15 protein-coding genes are annotated in these 15,418 nt (G+C 68.5%); 11 read left to right on the forward strand and 4 right to left on the reverse strand.

Features of this window, described 5'->3' with window-relative positions:
- Positions 1-4 precede the first annotated feature (4 nt).
- Complete coding sequence (locus QRN16_RS02115; protein WP_285184436.1) at positions 5-1,033, reverse strand: NADPH:quinone reductase; 1,029 nt, start codon at positions 1,031-1,033, stop codon at positions 5-7.
- Here QRN16_RS02115 and QRN16_RS02120 point away from each other — a divergent pair.
- The 3 genes from QRN16_RS02120 to QRN16_RS02130 are packed head-to-tail and all read left to right on the forward strand — an operon-like array spanning position 1,032 to position 4,555.
- On the forward strand, positions 1,032-2,777 hold the full coding sequence (locus tag QRN16_RS02120) for an alkaline phosphatase D family protein (RefSeq protein ID WP_502943970.1): 1,746 nt from the start codon (positions 1,032-1,034) through the stop codon (positions 2,775-2,777). The genes QRN16_RS02115 and QRN16_RS02120 overlap by 2 nt on opposite strands.
- 45 nt (positions 2,778-2,822) lie before the next feature.
- On the forward strand, positions 2,823-3,671 hold the full coding sequence (gene trhO / locus QRN16_RS02125) for an oxygen-dependent tRNA uridine(34) hydroxylase TrhO (protein WP_222639461.1): 849 nt from the start codon (positions 2,823-2,825) through the stop codon (positions 3,669-3,671).
- Positions 3,656-4,555 carry a pseudouridine synthase gene (locus tag QRN16_RS02130; RefSeq protein ID WP_285184437.1) on the forward strand — a complete coding sequence of 300 codons (900 nt, stop codon included), beginning with the start codon at positions 3,656-3,658 and terminating at the stop codon, positions 4,553-4,555. Before trhO ends, QRN16_RS02130 begins: the two co-directional genes overlap by 16 nt.
- Positions 4,556-4,613: 58 nt before the next feature.
- Here the strand turns inward: QRN16_RS02130 and glsA are convergent, their stop codons facing one another.
- Together glsA and thiM are read right to left on the reverse strand one after the other, a co-directional pair.
- On the reverse strand, positions 4,614-5,807 hold the full coding sequence (glsA, locus tag QRN16_RS02135) for a glutaminase A (protein WP_056442424.1): 1,194 nt from the start codon (positions 5,805-5,807) through the stop codon (positions 4,614-4,616).
- On the reverse strand, positions 5,804-6,634 hold the full coding sequence (thiM, locus tag QRN16_RS02140; RefSeq protein WP_222630550.1) for a hydroxyethylthiazole kinase: 831 nt from the start codon (positions 6,632-6,634) through the stop codon (positions 5,804-5,806). Before thiM ends, glsA begins: the two co-directional genes overlap by 4 nt.
- A 254-nt stretch (positions 6,635-6,888) precedes the next feature.
- Between thiM and QRN16_RS02145 the strand changes: the two genes are divergently transcribed.
- The 8 genes from QRN16_RS02145 to QRN16_RS02180 all read left to right on the forward strand — a co-directional run bounded on the left by QRN16_RS02145 (position 6,889) and on the right by QRN16_RS02180 (position 14,789).
- Complete coding sequence (locus tag QRN16_RS02145; protein WP_027504730.1) at positions 6,889-7,089, forward strand: cold-shock protein; 201 nt, start codon at positions 6,889-6,891, stop codon at positions 7,087-7,089.
- Between the two features lie 307 nt (positions 7,090-7,396).
- On the forward strand, positions 7,397-8,341 hold the full coding sequence (locus QRN16_RS02150) for a BMP family lipoprotein (RefSeq protein ID WP_285184439.1): 945 nt from the start codon (positions 7,397-7,399) through the stop codon (positions 8,339-8,341).
- Between the two features lie 2 nt (positions 8,342-8,343).
- Positions 8,344-9,921, forward strand: coding sequence for an ABC transporter ATP-binding protein (locus tag QRN16_RS02155; RefSeq protein ID WP_285184440.1), 1,578 nt, complete (start codon positions 8,344-8,346; stop codon positions 9,919-9,921).
- On the forward strand, positions 9,918-11,117 hold the full coding sequence (locus QRN16_RS02160; protein ID WP_231476227.1) for an ABC transporter permease: 1,200 nt from the start codon (positions 9,918-9,920) through the stop codon (positions 11,115-11,117). Before QRN16_RS02155 ends, QRN16_RS02160 begins: the two co-directional genes overlap by 4 nt.
- Positions 11,117-12,382, forward strand: coding sequence for an ABC transporter permease (locus QRN16_RS02165; protein WP_027504732.1), 1,266 nt, complete (start codon positions 11,117-11,119; stop codon positions 12,380-12,382). The genes QRN16_RS02160 and QRN16_RS02165 overlap by 1 nt, the downstream gene beginning before the upstream one ends.
- Positions 12,383-12,479: 97 nt before the next feature.
- Positions 12,480-13,127 carry an SDR family oxidoreductase gene (locus QRN16_RS02170; protein ID WP_285184441.1) on the forward strand — a complete coding sequence of 216 codons (648 nt, stop codon included), beginning with the start codon at positions 12,480-12,482 and terminating at the stop codon, positions 13,125-13,127.
- A 39-nt stretch (positions 13,128-13,166) separates the two neighbouring features.
- Positions 13,167-14,030, forward strand: a complete 864-nt coding sequence (locus QRN16_RS02175; RefSeq protein ID WP_285184442.1) for an HAD hydrolase family protein — start codon at positions 13,167-13,169, stop codon at positions 14,028-14,030.
- A gap of 15 nt (positions 14,031-14,045) precedes the next feature.
- Positions 14,046-14,789: a siderophore-interacting protein gene (locus QRN16_RS02180; RefSeq protein ID WP_056442011.1), complete on the forward strand. Its 744-nt coding sequence runs from the start codon at positions 14,046-14,048 to the stop codon at positions 14,787-14,789.
- A 22-nt stretch (positions 14,790-14,811) separates the two neighbouring features.
- Here QRN16_RS02180 and QRN16_RS02185 read toward each other — a convergent pair whose 3' ends face one another.
- Complete coding sequence (locus QRN16_RS02185) at positions 14,812-15,372, reverse strand: hypothetical protein (protein WP_051613116.1); 561 nt, start codon at positions 15,370-15,372, stop codon at positions 14,812-14,814.
- Between the last annotated feature and the right edge of the window lie 46 nt (positions 15,373-15,418).

Below are 15,418 nucleotides of genomic sequence, written 5' to 3' on the forward strand. Positions count from 1 at the left end.
AGGATCACGGGGCGCTGATGTCGATGAGCACCTTTCCGGTCACCCCGGACTCGACGGCGGCATGAGCGTCGGCCGTGGCATCGAGAGAGAAGCGGTGCAGCGGCAGCCCGTGCGACTCACCGACCGGAAGTGCACCGGCCCGAACAGCCTCGGTCACGTCGCGCTTCGCGGCCTCGAGAGCGGCGGTTCCCACGGTGTACAGCAGCACGAACTGGTAGCGAATGTTGCCGACCATGCTCGGGCGGATGTCGATGGAGACCGCGTCGCCGCCGTTGTTCGCGTAGATCGCGACCGACGCGCGGGGTGCGGCGACGGCGGCATCGAGCTCCGCGTTCTGGGCGGGAGCCACCTCGACGATGATGTCCACACCGTGCGGAGCCAGTTCGCGGATGCGAGCCACAGCGTCGCCGGACTTGTAGTTGACGATGTGGTGCGCACGGGCTGCGGTGGCCAGACCTGCCTTCTCCGGGCCGCTCACCGTCGTGATGACGGTGGCGCCGGCCCAGCGGGCCAGTTGGATCGCGGCGTGACCGACCGCACCTGCACCGCCGGCGACCAGGACGGTCTTGCCGTCCAGTGCGCCCGGATGGAGACGGGACGGTCCGTCCTCGGACACGGTGAGCGCGCGATGGGCGGTCACCGCCGGGACGCCGAGCGAGGCGCCGAGGTCGAAGTCGACGTTCTCGGGCAGCCGGACCACGCGATCCGCCGGGACGACGGTGAACTCCTGGGCGGTTCCGGTGGGGCGCTCGTGCTGGGCGAGCAGCAACCACACCCGGTCACCGGTGGCGATGCCCTCGACCTCCGGGCCGACCGCGTCGACGACACCGGCCCCGTCCTGGCCCGGAACCACCTCGTCGAACGCGGGCTTCTGCCCCGGACCCGCGCCCGTCCGCGACTTCCAGTCGGTGGGATTGACCCCCGCGACGACGAGGCGCACCCGCACCTCGCCGACGCCGGGCTCCACGATGTTGCGGTCGACTGCGGTCAGGACGGAGGGTGCACCGGTCTCGGTGTAGACGATTGCCTTCATGTGTGGGGCAACGATTCGACCGGGGGTCCTGTTCCTGAGAGGGCGCCGCTCGAACGTTCACTTGACCGATCGGCCCCCATGGCATGGACTCACGGGCGTGCACGAGACTTCTCTGAACCGCCGCGGCTTCCTCCGGACCACCACCCTCGCCGCAGGGGTGGGCGCCGCGGCGACCCTCACCGCGCGGACCGCGGCGGCGCAGTCGTCGTCCGTCTTCCGACACGGCGTCGCCTCGGGCGACCCACTCGAGGATGCGATCCTGCTGTGGACCCGCGTCACGCCGACCCCCGACGCGACGCCGGGGTCCGGCCGTGGACCGGCCACCACCGTCACGTGGGAGCTGGCGCGCGACGCCGCGCTGACCGACGTGGTGCGCTCGGGCAGCGTCGTCACCTCTGCAGACACCGACCACACGGTGAAGGTCGACGTCACCGGTCTGAGCCCGGCGACGACCTATCACTACCGCTTCACGGCGGCGGGCGAGTCGTCGACGGTGGCCACCACCCGTACTGCCCCTGCCGCCGAGGCCGACGTCGCGCGCCTGCGATTCGGCGTCGTGTCGTGCGCCAATTGGGAGTCGGGGTACTTCTCCGCGTATCGCCATCTCGCGGCCCGCCAGGATCTCGATGCGATCATCCATCTGGGCGACTACATCTACGAGTACGAGACCGGCGGCTTCGAGGGCAAGAACGGCGTCGTGCGAGTGCACGATCCAGTGCACGAGATCGTCTCCCTCGCCGACTACCGAATCCGGCACGGCCAGTACAAGTCCGATCCGGATCTCCAGGCCGCTCACCGAGGTGTTCCGTGGATCTGCACGTGGGACGACCACGAGTCGGCGAACGACGCCTACGCCACGGGCGCCGAAAACCATCAGCCGGACACCGAGGGGGACTGGGCCTCGCGCAAGGCCAACTCGGTTCAGGCCTACTACGAGTGGATGCCCGTGCGTGCTGCGGGAACCGCGAACAACCGGCACCTGTACCGCCGACTGCGGTTCGGGACGCTGATGGAGCTGTCGATGCTCGATCTTCGCACCTACCGTTCGAAGCAGGTGCTGCCGTTCCAGGGCCCGGCGGTGGACTCGCCGGATCGCACCATCACCGGCGCCGACCAGATGGCTTGGCTGACGGCAGGTCTGACGTCGTCGCCCACGCAGTGGCGCATCATCGGCAACCCGGTGATGATCACGCCGACTCTGATTCCGCCTCTGGACCCCGAGGCGGCGCGAGGTGTCACCCAGCTGCTCGGGCTCCCGGCCGCCGGAGTGTCGTACAACGCCGATCCGTGGGACGGGTACACGGCCGACCGGCGCAGGCTGCTCGACGCGATCCGTACCGCGGGGGTCGACAACACCGTGTTCATCACCGGCGACATCCACTCCTCGTGGGCCTGCGACATCCCGGTCGACTCCGCGGCGTACCCGGCGGCGGGAACGGTGGCGACCGAGCTGGTGGTCACGTCGGTCACCTCGGCGAACATCGACGACTTCCTGAAGGTCCCGGAGCACACGGTAGGACGGGTGGCGGAGGAGGCGTTCAAGGCCTTCAACCACCACGTCAAGTACGTCGACCTCGACACGCACGGGTTCGGTGTCTTCGAGGTGACGCCGTCGGGCGCGCAGATGGATCACTGGTACGTCACCGCCAAGGAGGATCCCGCGTCGACGGCCTACTTCGGTGCGGGTTTCCGCGTCGGGTCGGGCACGCAGACGGTGGCTCCGGCTCCGCGCCTGGCTCCCTGACTGCCCTGACGTACCCCCGGCTCGGGGAATCTAGACTGTTCCTCCGTGTCGACGCCCAAGATCGTGCTGTTCTACGTGTTCACGCCGCTTCCGGACCCCGAGGCGGTCCGGCTGTGGCAGCACACCCTGGCGTCCGCACACGGGCTCACCGGCCGGATCATCGTCTCCCCGCACGGCATCAACGCGACGGTGGGCGGCGACGTCCGCGCGGTCAAGAAGTACGTCCGCGGCACTCGTGAGTACGCGCCGTTCGCGGCCGCGGACGTGAAGTGGTCGGACGGCCGCGGCGACGACTTCCCCAAGCTCAGCGTCCGGGTGCGTCCCGAGATCGTGACCTTCGGAGTACCGGACGAACTCCACGTGACCGCGGACGGCGTCGTGGGAGGTGGCCGGCACCTCGCACCCGAGGAGGTGCACGACCTGGTGGCCGAGCGGGGGGACGACGTCGTCTTCCTCGACGGCCGCAATGCCTTCGAGGCCGCGATCGGACGTTTCGACGGCGCTGTGGTTCCGGACGTCGAGAACACGCGAGAGTTCCTGGCGCAGTTGGATTCCGGGGTGTTCGACCATCTGAAGTCGAAGCCCGTCGTCACCTACTGCACCGGGGGCGTGCGATGTGAGGTGTTGTCCTCCTTGATGCGCTCGCGCGGCTTCGAGGAGGTCTACCAGCTGGACGGCGGCATCGTGCGGTACGGCGAGCGGTACGGGGACGACGGGCTCTGGTCCGGGTCGCTGTACGTGTTCGATCAGCGCGGCACCGTCTCGTTCTCCGACCAACCGGCCGTCATCGGAACCTGTTCACGCTGCGATGTTCCCACCTCGCGGTACCTCGACACGGACGACGGCCACGGTCGTGGGTTGGCTCTGGTCTGCACCGAGTGCGTCCCCACGTGACCGTGCCGTTGCCGTTCCGGGACGGGCTCGCACCGCTGCGGCATCGGTTGCCCCACGGCGAGCATCCGGCGACCACGCTCGAATATCTGGAGAGCGTGCTGCCCGGCGACGCGTGGCGGGCGACGATGGCGGCGGGGGAGGTGGTCGACGAGCGCGGCCGCCCGTACAGCGAGGACACGGCCTATCGCGCCGGTGCCGTCGTGCACTTCCACCGGATCCCGGAGCCCGAGGTGCCGGTTCCCTTCGAGATGGAGATCCTGCACGTCGACGACGCGATCGTCGTCGTCGACAAGCCCCACTTCCTCGCGACCATCCCGCGCGGGCGTCACATCACCGAGACCGCGACGGTGCGGCTGCGGCGGCTCTTCGACGAGCCGGACATCACGCCGGCCCATCGGCTCGACCGCGCCACCGCGGGAGTCCTGATGTTCACCAGAGCAGCCCGATTCCGCCGGGCGTACCAGGACCTCTTCGTCGACGGGAGCGTGGACAAGGAGTACGAGGCCGTCGCCGGATTCGACCCCGGCCTCACCTTCCCGCGCAGTGTCGAGAGCCGGATCGTCAAGGAACACGGCGTCATGACCGCGCACGAGGAACCGGGTGAGCCGAACAGCGAGACACGGGTGGAGATCATCGAGAGGGTGGGCGACGCGGCGCGCTACCGGCTCTTTCCTCGCACGGGCAAGACGCATCAGCTGCGCCTGCATCTCTCCTCGCTCGGCATCCCGATCCACGGCGACCCGTACTACCCGACGTTCACGTCCGTGGCGCCCGACGACTTCTCGACACCCCTGCAGTTGCTCGCGCGCCGGTTGAGCTTCACCGATCCGCTCACCGGCGACCCCCGCACCTTCAGCTCACGGAGAGAACTCCGGCTCGTCTGATTCCGGCCGGCCTCCGGCCTTCCCACTTTCCGACCCCGGCCGGCCTCCGGCCTTCCCGCTACATGAGCCCGTTGGGGTCGTCCACCTCGACGTCGTGGCCGTCGCCGCGCAGTCGCTCGATCAGCTCACCGAGCAGCCGCACCGCAGCTCCGTTGACCGCTCGGGCGGGCTCGAGCTCGAAGCCGATGCGTGTCGGCTCGTCCGGAAGGTCTGCCAGGACGCGGCTCATGATGTTCTCCGCGCCGGCGAACCGGATGTCGCCCTGCAGCTCGTACACCGTGCGGCCGTCCTCCTCACGGGCCCGGCGCACCGCGGAGTGACCGGACGGGGCGATGTCCATCATGTGCAGATCCATGTCCCGCGACAGTCGCTCGAACACCTCGACCCCGCGCACGCTGTTGCCCCGGTCGTCGAGTCGTGGGGAGTGGACGGCGATCCCGAGCTGACCGGGCAGCACCCCGATGATCGCGCCGGACACACCGCTCTTCGCGGGAATGCCGACGTTCGCGATCCAGTCGCCCGTGCCGTCGTACATCCCGCACGTGGTCATGGTCGAGAGCACCTGTCGCACGACGGCGGACGTCGCCACCCGCTCGCCGCTCTCGGGATGGACACCGCCGTTCGCCATCGTCGCGGCGAGCATCGCGAGATCGGGTGTGGTGACGTCGATGCTGCACTGCCTGGCGTACCCGGTGACGACCTCGTGTGCATCGCACTCGAGGACCTTCACCGAGGCGAGCATGTGGGCGAGCGCCAGGTTCCGGTCGCTCGACTCCATCTCGGCGTCGAACACGTCGTCGTCGATCGAGAGGTCGCGGCCGACGAACGCGGAGTGCAGCGCGAGGATCCGGTCGACGCGATGCTCGACGTCACGCCCCTCGACCAACGAGTGTGCCGCGATGGCACCGGCATTGATGAGCGCGTTGCGTGGTCGGCCGGTGTCGCGTTCGAGCGAGATCTCGTTGAACGCGTCGCCTGACGGCTCGACGTCGATCTTGCGGTGCACGGCGTCGAGCCCACGGTCGGCCAGCGCGAGGGCGTAGGTGAGTGCCTTGGAGATGGACTGGATCGAGAAGGACGAGTCCACGTCGCCGGCGCAGTAGACCGTGCCCTCGACGGTGACGACGGCGACCGAGAACACGTCGGGGTCGGCTTCCGAGAGGATGCGGTTGCCCGTGAGGACCTCGCCGCCGTCCGAGTTCCGGCAGTCGCGCAGCACGGCCTCCAGGTAGTCGGTGATCGGTGACGTCACCGTGGCAGCCACTCGACGTGCGCGCGCCGGAGGATGTCGTCGGGAGTGACGGCGTGCAGTGCGTCCAGGTAGGCGACCGCGAACGAGCCGGGCGCGGTGGCGGTCTCGGCCGCGATGTCGGCGGCGACCGTCGCGTGCGTGTGGGCCGCGATCGTCGCGACTCCGTGGTCGTCGACGGCGGCGCAGTACGCGGCGACGAGAGCTCCGAGCGAACACCCGGTTCCGGTCACCTTCGTCATGAGGACGCTGCCGCCGTGCACCGTCGCGAGTCCGCCCTCGTGGGCGATGTGGTCGATCGCCCCACTCGCGGACACCGCTGTCGAGTAGGCGAGCAGGCCACGTGCGGCGTCGACAGCGTCCGCCGGATCGTCCGAGCTGTCCACGCCGCGTCCGGACCCGTTCCGCTCGTCGGTGTCGAGTCCGGTCAGGCGGTGGAGACCGATGATCTCGGAAGCGTTTCCCCGCACGGCTGCGGGTCGGTGCTCGAGAAGGTCGCGGGCGAGTGCGCCGCGCCACGGCAGTCCACCGGCAGCGATGGGGTCCAGCACCCACGGGGTGCCCGCAGCCGCGGCGGCCGCCGCGGTGGCCAGGTACACCTCACGCAGCTGCGGCTGGGGCGTGCCGAGGTTGATCAGCACCGCGTCGGCCACCCCGGCGAACAGCGCCGCCTCGTCCTCGTTGTCCACCATGGCCGCACTGGCACCGGCGGCGAGGAGCACGTTCGCGGTGAAACCCGCTGTGACGTAATTGGTCACGGCGTGGACGAGGGGCGCGCGGTCACGCAGCGCGACGAGCGCGTCGGCCACGGAGGTCGTCGGGTCGGTCATGAGACGGGTATACCCGCTCGGTGCTTCGCGTCACCTCACGCGGTACCGGTGGCGCATGGTCCCCGGTGTGTTGTAGCCTTATCGCAGCTGACAGGTCGTAGTTTTTGTGTGTTCGTGTTCATGCACGCTCGCTGGGAACTTGTAGTTGCGAGCGTGTGCGTCTTTCTGAGGAAACTCGGAGTTCGTCACGTTCAGTGCCGGCCCGGGTTTCACACGGTGTGAAACTCGAAGTATCAGCTGTAGGGAGCAACACCATGACTCAGGGCACCGTCAAGTGGTTCAACGCCGAAAAGGGCTTCGGCTTCATCGCTCAGGAAGATGGACCTGACGTGTTCGTCCACTTCTCCGAGATCCAGGGCACCGGCTTCAAGAGCCTCGAAGAGAACCAGCGCGTCGAGTTCGAGGTCACCTCGGGCGCCAAGGGTCCTCAGGCGAGCGGCGTTCGCGCGATCTGATTTCGGAGTAACCCACCGAAACTTCACACTGGGGCCGGACACCGACAGGTGTCCGGCCCCAGTGGCATGTCCGGGGGTGGGGTCGCATGCAGGTTTTCGGACGGACGCTCGGCGCTCGTCCGACGCTCGGGTTAATGTTCCATCACAGCCACGAGCGAAACGGAGCACACCCGTGCCGAACACCCTTTCCAGAGCAACACTCTCCACCGTCGCAGTCGCGAGCGCGTTCACCCTGGTCACCGCCTGTGGGTCAGCGCCGGAAGACAGCGCGAGCGGCGGATCCGACTCGGGTGACTTCACCCCGTGCATGGTCTCCGACTCCGGCGGCTTCGACGACAAGTCCTTCAACCAGCTGAGCTACGAGGGCCTGCAGACCGCGGCCGGCGAACTGAACGTCGAGCCGATCACGGTGCAGTCGAACTCCCCGACGGACTACACGCCCAACCTGAACAACCTCGTCGATCAGGGCTGCGGACTGGTGGTCACGGTCGGTTTCGCGCTCGCGGACGCCACCAAGGAAGCCGCGGAGCAGAACACCGACATCAACTTCGCCATCGTCGACGACTCGTCCATCGAACTGGACAACGTCAAGCCGCTGACCTACGACACGGCGCAGTCCGCGTTCCTCGCCGGCTACGCCGCAGCGAGCTACAGCAAGACCAACACTGTCGGTACCTTCGGCGGATCGCAGTTCCCCACCGTCACCATCTTCATGGACGGCTTCGCCGACGGTGTGAAGTACTTCAACGAGCAGAAGAACCGCGACGTGCGCGTCATCGGTTGGGACGTCGACGCCCAGAACGGCTCCTTCACAGGTGGATTCGAGGCGAACGAGGTCGCGAAGAACACCGCGCAGGGCCTCATCGACCAGAACGCCGACGTCATCTTCCCGGTCGGTGGTCCGATCTACCAGTCCGCTGCCCAGGCCATCCGTGACGCGAACCGTCCGATCGCGCTGATCGGCGCCGACGCCGACGTGTACGTCTCCGACCCGTCGGTCTCCGACCTGGTGCTCACGTCGGTGACCAAGGGCCTCGCCACCAGTACCGAGGAAGTGGTCAAGGCGGTCGGCGACGGCTCCTTCGACAACACCCCGTACGTCGGCACGCTCGAGAACGACGGTGTCGGCATCGCTCCGTTCCACGATTTCGAGTCGCAGGTCGATCCGGCTCTGCAGGGTGAACTCGACACGATCCGCGCGGGCATCATCGACGGATCGATCACGGTCACGTCGCCCTCGTCGCCCAACTGACGATGGCGTCGAACGACACCGCGTCCACGCTCGACAGCAGCCCCGTGCACGACCTGCCGAAGCTCGAACTCCGGGGCATCACCAAGCGTTTCGGTTCCCTGGTCGCCAACGACCACATCGATCTGACCGTCGAGGCGGGGGAGATCCACTGCCTGCTCGGTGAGAACGGTGCCGGGAAGTCGACGCTGATGAACGTCCTCAGCGGCCTGTACCGGGCGGAGGAGGGCGAGATCCTCATCGACGGGGAGCGGCGCACCTTCGCCGGCCCCGGCGAGGCGATGACCGCCGGGATCGGCATGGTGCACCAGCACTTCATGTTGATCCCGGTGTTCACCGTCGCCGAGAACATCATCCTGGGCAACGAGAAGACGACGTTCGGCGGTCGCCTCGATCTCGACGCGGCTCGTGCGCTGGTACGGGAGGTGTCGGCCCGCTTCGGATTCGACGTGGATCCGGACGCGAGAGTGGGCGATCTCCCGGTCGGCGTGCAGCAGCGCGTCGAGATCATCAAGGCGCTCTCCCGCGAGGCCGACATCCTGGTCTTCGACGAGCCGACGGCGGTCCTCACCCCGCAGGAGACCGACGAGCTGATGACGATCATGCGTCAGCTCGCCGAGGCGGGAACGGCCATCGTCTTCATCACGCACAAGCTGCGTGAGGTGCGCGTGGTCGCCGATCGCATCACCGTCGTCCGCCTCGGGAAGGTCGTCGGCCAGGCCGAGCCGACCGCCACCGACGGCGAACTGGCGTCCCTCATGGTCGGTCGCGACGTGCAGTTGCGCGTCGCCAAGGACCCGGCGCAGCTGGGGGATGCCGCGCTGGTCGTGTCGAACCTGACGGTTCCGGGTGCTGCCGGCCCGGTGGTGAACGACGTGTCCTTCGAGGTGCGCGCCGGCGAGATCCTGGCGATCGCGGGCGTGCAGGGCAACGGTCAGACGGAGCTCGCCGAAGCACTGCTGGGTCTGCATCCGGCGATGACCGGTCAGATCACGCTCGACGGTGCCTCGCTGGTCGGTCGCGACGTGAAGTCCGTGCTCGACGCCGGTGTGGGTTTCGTTCCCGAGGACCGCACCGAGGACGGGCTCGTCGGCGAGTTCACCATCGCCGAGAACCTCATGCTCGACCGGTCGCACGGCGGGCCGTTCTCCGCTCGTGGCAGCATCGTGCGGTCCTTCCTCCGGTCGTTCGCGTCGGAGAAGGTGTCGGAGTTCGACATCCGCACGCCGAGCATCGACACGGCCGTCGGCAGACTCTCGGGCGGTAACCAGCAGAAGGTCGTGCTCGCACGGGAACTCGGGCGCGATCTGCGCCTGCTCATCGCGTCGCAACCCACGCGCGGAATCGACGTGGGATCCATCGAATTCGTGCACAAGCGCATCGTCGCGACGCGGGACGCGGGCACCCCCGTCATCGTGATCTCGTCCGAGCTGGACGAGGTGTCGGCGCTGGCCGACCGCATCGCGGTGATGTACCGAGGCGCCGTCGTCGGCATCGTGTCCGGCGACGCCTCACGAGAAGAGTTGGGACTGCTCATGGCCGGAGGCCACTCCACCGACGCGAACACCGAGGGAGCCGCGTGACCGCGACGGACACCGCGACGCCGCCGTCCACGTCCGAGTCGGTGCTGCGCAAGATCGCCAGTGGCAGTGTGCTGCTGTCCCTGCTGTCGGTCCTGATGGCGTTCGTGGTCGGCGCGATTCTCATCGCCGTCACCGATCCGCAGGTGCGTGAGACGGCGGGCTACTTCTTCTCGCGGCCCACGGACATGCTCTCCGCGATCTGGGACTCGGTCTGGGGCGCCTACTCGGCGCTCTTCCAGGGCAGTGTCTACAACTTCCGACGGCCTCGGTTCGCGGACGGTATCCGTCCGCTCACCGAGACCCTCACCTTCGCCACCCCGCTGATCGCCGCGGGTCTCGGTGTCGCGCTGGCGTTCCGGGTCGGCATGTTCAACATCGGCGGCCGCGGCCAGATGCTGATCGCCGCCGCGTGTGCCGGCTACGTCGGGTTCACCTTCGACCTGCCGCCCTACGTGCACCTCATCGTCGCGATCCTGGCCGGTGTCGTCGGCGGCGCGCTGTGGGGCGGCATCGCCGGACTGCTGCGGGCGCGGACCGGCGCGCACGAGGTGATCGTGACGATCATGCTCAACTACGTCGCGTTCTACCTGATCTCGTACCTGCTGCGCACTCCCGGCGCGCTGCAGGCACCCGGCTCCAACAACCCCAAGACGCCCGCGATGATGGACGACGCGATCCTGCCGTCGCTGTTCGGATCGAAGTACTCGCTGCACTGGGGCTTCGTCCTCGTCATCGCCGTGACCGCAGCTGTGTGGTGGTTGCTCGAGAGGTCGAGCGTCGGCTTCCGGTTCCGTGTCGTGGGGGAGAACGCCTCCGCGGCCCGCGTGGCCGGCATCAAGGTCGAGCGCGTGTACATCTACGCGATGGTCCTGTCGGGTGCTCTGGTCGGGCTCGCCGGTGTCGCACAGGTACTCGGTACCGTCACCACGGGTTTCTCCGCTGACATCGACGCCGGCATCGGATTCGACGCCATCACGGTGGCACTGCTGGGGCGCTCGCGTCCGTGGGGTGTGTTCGCCGCCGGCATCCTGTTCGGAGCCTTCAAGGCGGGCGGCTTCGCGATGCAGGCCGCGGAGTCGATCCCCATCGACATCGTGCTCGTCGTCCAGTCGGTCATCGTCCTGTTCATCGCCGCGCCGCCCCTGGTGCGAGCGGTGTTCCGACTACCCGAACCTCGAGCGAAAGGGGTGAGCTGATGAGCACACTCGCCACGGCTCCTCCTGACGCCGGGTCCCGTCCCGCCGCCTCCTGGAAGCTTCCCGTCGTCCTGGGTGTCGTCACCGTCGTCGCGCTGCTGGCCTTCGGGCTGCGGGGCGACAGCGGCACCAGCACGTTCTCCCTGGCCAGTGACAGCGACTTCGTCAGGTTGCCGGACGTGGGGCTGCCCGCGCGCGCCACGTGCATCGCGCTCGTGATCCTGCTCGCCGCCCTCACGCTGGTCAGTGCGGTTCGCACCCGGGCGGGGCAGCGCACACCGGTGGCGGTCACCGCGGTGTTCGCCGTCGCGTTCGTCCTGCTGTTCCTCACGTGGTCCGCGGTGGGCGAGACCATTCCCGTGCCGGGGCTGCTCCTCGGAACCGTCGCCCTCAGCACGCCGCTGATCTTCGGTGCGCTCGGCGGCGTCGTCTCCGAGCGCGTCGGCATCATCAACATCGCCATCGAGGGCCAGCTCCTCGGCGGCGCGTTCGTCAGCGCGGTGGTCGCGACGCTCACCGGGTCGCCGTACGTCGGTCTCGCCGCGGCACTCGTCGCAGGAGCCTTGGTGGGCAGCGTCCTCGCGGTGTTCTCCATCCGGTACTTCGTCAACCAGGTCATCGTCGGCGTGGTGCTCAACGTGCTCGTCGTCGGGCTCACCAGCTTCCTGTACTCCAAGGTGCTGGTCCCCAGTGCCGCGACACTGAACACGCCGCCGCGCTTCCCCCGCATCGAGATCCCGCTGCTCTCCCAGATCCCGATCATCGGTCCGGTGCTGTTCCGGCAGACGGTCATCGAGTACGTCATGTACATCGCTGTGGCGGCCGTGTTCGTCGGCCTCTTCCGCACGCGGTGGGGCCTGCGGTTGCGCGCGGTCGGTGAGCATCCGCGCGCCGCTGACTCCGTGGGTATCGACGTCGCACGCACCCGCTTCTGGAACGTCTGCCTCGCGGGCGCCATCGCCGGCATGGGCGGCGCGTACTTCACCCTGGGGTCGGTCGGTGCGTTCGGCAAGGAGATGACCGCGGGTGCCGGCTACATCGCCCTCGCCGCCGTGATCTTCGGACGATGGGATCCCGTCCGTGCGACGTTGGCGGCCCTGCTGTTCGGATTCGCGTCCAACCTGCAGAACGTGCTGGGCATCATCGGCTCGCCGGTACCCAGCGAGTTCATGTTGATGCTGCCCTACGTGGTCACCATCCTGGCGGTCGCCGGGCTCGTCGGAAAGGTGCGTGGTCCCGCCGCGGCGGGCAGACCGTATCCCTGATCGGCGTCCGATGTTTGTCGGGCGCCGACAGCAGGGAACCCCCCTCCGTGGACGGTCGTACGGCCGCCCGTGCTCGAAGAAGGGACACCCGGAACTCATGTCACGCATCGCAGTCGTCGGCGGCCACGGCAAGATCGCCCTGAAGCTCGCGAAGATACTGACCGAGAGTGGGCACCAGGTCACCTCGCTGATCCGCAATCCCGATCAGACCGCCGACATCGAGAAGACCGGCGCCACCGCCGTCGTCGCGGACGTCGAGGCGCAGACCACCCAGGAGATCGCCGGAACCGTGACCGGCCACGACGCCGTCGTCTTCGCTGCCGGCGCCGGGGGTGGCGATGCCGACCGCACGTACTCCGTGGACCGCGACGCCGCCATCCGCTGCATCGACGCGGCGTCCGCGTCGGGCGTCCCGCGGTTCGTGCTGGTGTCGTACTTCGGTGCCGGACCGGATCACGGTGTCTCCCCGGACGACTCCTTCTACGCGTACGCCGAGGCGAAGGCCGAGGCCGATCAGCACCTGAAGAACAGTGACCTGTCCTGGACCATCGTCGCGCCGTCCGGTCTCACCGACGACGCCGGCACCGGCTCCATCACCACCAAGGAGCAGGGAGCGACGGGCGCCTCGGTCAGTCGCGACGACGTGGCCGCGGTGATCGCCACCGTGCTCGACACCCCGTCCACCGCCGGCCGCATGATCGAGTTCGACCAGGGCGAGACGCCCATCGCCGACGCGCTGAGCTGACTCCCGGTCGGAACGGTCACCGGGTGAGAGGCTGACCCGGTGACCGTTCGACTCTTCGCCACCGATCTCGACGGGACGCTGCTGCGCTCCGACCGGACCATCTCAGCGCGCACCGCCGACGCCATGGCGGCAGCGCGAGACGCGGGGATCGACGTGGTGTGGGCCACCGCCCGTGCTCGGCACTCCGTGCACGAGTTCGCCGAGCAGAGCGGTTTCCGCGGAATTGCGGTGTGCGCCAACGGCGCAGTCCTCATCGATCTCGCCGACGGGACACCCGTGATCACCGAGACGGTGGGGATGGACGTCGCCATCGGTCAGGCCGCGGTCGACCGGGTGCGCGCCCTCGTACCGGGAACCGTGGTCGCCGCGGTCGGACCCACCTCGTTCGTCGCGGAGACGGGATACGCCGCGTTGTGCGTGTTCTCCGACCATCACCGCGACCCGTCCACCATGGACACTGTCGTGGGTGGTGATTTCCCGTCCGACAGCGACCGGCCTCCAGCCTTCCCGTGGTTGCGGGAGGACATGGTGAAGATCGTCGCCCGCCACGCCACCGTGCCGAGCGTCGATCTCTACCGCGCGTTGCTCGCCGGCGGTGTCGACGACGTCTCGGTCACCCATTCCGGCGCGCCCTACGTGGAGATCGCCGCGCGCGGAGTGTCCAAGGCGACCGCTCTGGCGGCGCTGTGCGAGCGCCGCGGCATCGCTCGGCGCGAGGTCGCGGCCGCCGGAGACGCACGCAACGATCTGGAGATGCTCGCGTGGGCCGGCACCGCGATCTGTCCGTCCAATGCCATCCCCGAGGTGCAGGCTCTCGTCGATCGGGTGGTCGCGAGCAACGACGACGACGGCATCGCGGAGTACCTCGAGGAGTTGGCACACCCCCACGTCGGTCAGGGTTAGGCTACCCTCAGCTGCATGACCGACGCAGCGACCAGCGAGCAGACCAAGGGCTGGCAGGGCACGGTCCTCAAGCTGATGGGCGGCTCGGACGTACTGCTCACCGTTCTCGCGGCGGAGGACGTCACCCCGCACTACCGTCGGTTGACGGTCTCCGCGGGTGGACTGTTCACGCGTAAGCCCGTGCATCCCACGATGTGGTTGCGCCTGTGGTTTCCCACCGACGACGGCAGTGCCTCGCTGCACCACCGTGCCTACACGGTCGTGAACCCGGACCCCGAGAACGACCGCTTCGACCTCGAGTTCGCGCTGCACGACGGTCCGGCCGCGCACTGGGCACGACGCGCCGCCCCCGGCGACACCCTCGAGGCGACCTTCCAGGGCTCGAAGTACGCAGTACCGGACCCCCTTCCCGCCGGGTACCTCATCGCGGGAGACAGCGCGGCACTTCCCGCGGTGAACTCGTTGTTGGCCGCTCTGCCCGACGATCTTCCCGTCACCCTGTGGCTCGAGACCGTGCACGACGGCGACGACGCGCTCCCGCTCGCGGCGACGAGCGCCACGCAGGTACATCGAGTACGACGGCGTGACGACGGTGCCTCGATGGTGGAGGCCGTCTCGGCCGCAGCGTTCGACGCGTCCCGCCACGCCGCGTGGGTCGCGTGCGACACGGTCACGACGCGCTCGATCGCGTCGATCCTGAAGTCCGACTACCGCGTTCCGCGCAGGTCGGTCAAAGCTCAGGGGTACTGGATTCCCTGAGCGTCACGCACGACGGGGGCCGTCAGGGACGACCGTGATACGTCTTGGCCGCGGTGGTGGACAGCAGGGCCACGATGACGAACCCCATCAGGCCGTTGACGATCGCGGAGCCGAACGCAGCGGTGATCGCTCCTGCGGCGAGGAACGGCAGCACGATGATCGCGACGACCACCAGTCCGGCGATCCAGCTGAAGAACGTGTTCGGTGACGGCACCGCCTGGAACAGCAGGAGCATGAACGCTCCGGCGAGGATCGCGGCGAGGGCGCCGTACACACCGGCGATCCAGGGATCCTCCAGTCCGTACATCCAGAACACGCTGGTTCCCGTTCGGTTGTAGACGGCCTGGACGATCGCCGTGGCCACCCATCCTGCGATGAACGTGGTGATGGCGGTGGCGACGACTCCGCCGATGAACGGGCCGACGTCGAACTTCAGTCCGGACGATGCGGGCTTCTGCGGCGCGTAGCGCTGACCACCGGGCTCGGCGTAGGGCTCCTGCCGACCGTAGGCCCGAGTGCGGTCGTCGTAGCCGTAGTTGCCGACGTCGCGGTTGTCGGAGTCGCGCGGGTAGCGATCGCTCATCTGCCCAGTCCTCTCGATCGGCCGCGCACGCGTCAGCGCCGCAGCG

Source organism: Rhodococcus sp. MEB041 (genome assembly GCF_030208955.1).
Lineage (GTDB): Bacteria > Actinomycetota > Actinomycetes > Mycobacteriales > Mycobacteriaceae > Rhodococcoides.

Bases quoted from the DNA above. Each gene is read 5' to 3' on its own strand.
- QRN16_RS02170 (WP_285184441.1), top strand. From the start codon at position 12,480: ATGTCACGCATCGCAGTCGTCGGCGGCCACGGCAAGATCGCCCTGAAG.
- QRN16_RS02150 (WP_285184439.1), top strand. From the start codon at position 7,397: ATGGTCTCCGACTCCGGCGGCTTCGACGACAAGTCCTTCAACCAGCTG.
- QRN16_RS02185 (WP_051613116.1), bottom strand. From the start codon at position 15,372: ATGAGCGATCGCTACCCGCGCGACTCCGACAACCGCGACGTCGGCAAC.
- QRN16_RS02180 (WP_056442011.1), top strand. From the start codon at position 14,046: ATGACCGACGCAGCGACCAGCGAGCAGACCAAGGGCTGGCAGGGCACG.
- QRN16_RS02115 (WP_285184436.1), bottom strand. From the start codon at position 1,033: ATGAAGGCAATCGTCTACACCGAGACCGGTGCACCCTCCGTCCTGACC.
- QRN16_RS02145 (WP_027504730.1), top strand. From the start codon at position 6,889: ATGACTCAGGGCACCGTCAAGTGGTTCAACGCCGAAAAGGGCTTCGGC.
- thiM (WP_222630550.1), bottom strand. From the start codon at position 6,634: ATGACCGACCCGACGACCTCCGTGGCCGACGCGCTCGTCGCGCTGCGT.
- QRN16_RS02155 (WP_285184440.1), top strand. From the start codon at position 8,344: ATGGCGTCGAACGACACCGCGTCCACGCTCGACAGCAGCCCCGTGCAC.
- QRN16_RS02120 (WP_502943970.1), top strand. From the start codon at position 1,032: ATGTGTGGGGCAACGATTCGACCGGGGGTCCTGTTCCTGAGAGGGCGC.
- QRN16_RS02165 (WP_027504732.1), top strand. From the start codon at position 11,117: ATGAGCACACTCGCCACGGCTCCTCCTGACGCCGGGTCCCGTCCCGCC.